This window comes from Methanobrevibacter sp. (assembly GCF_030539555.1).
GTDB lineage: Archaea > Methanobacteriota > Methanobacteria > Methanobacteriales > Methanobacteriaceae > Methanocatella.
On the sequence record NZ_JAUNXX010000121.1, the window covers coordinates 1 to 292 of the forward strand.

Sequence of the window (292 nt, forward strand, 5' to 3'; positions counted from 1 at the left end):
GATGGGGATGGAATTTTATACACACTAACCCGGACTGATAATGTTTCTGTTTTATCCATCAGTAATTATTTGGATTTTAAAAATTTAATCAAATCCAGAGTTAACAGTAGTTTGAATGATAAGGAAATTGTATTCCCTCCTTATGGAGCAGATCAATTAAGTGACATTCTTTCAGAAAGGGCAGAATTGGCATTTTATGAAGATGTTTTGGAAGGTGATGTGATACCGTTATGTTCTGCGATGGCTGCTAAAGAGGAAGGTGATGCAAGATATGCTCTTGATTTACTTAAAA

At 34.6% G+C, this 292-nt stretch carries 1 pseudogene; it reads left to right on the plus strand.

Annotation, left to right across the window (positions count from 1 at the left end):
• A pseudogene (locus tag Q4Q55_RS10240) lies at positions 1 to 292 on the plus strand (cell division control protein Cdc6); the annotation flags it as partial.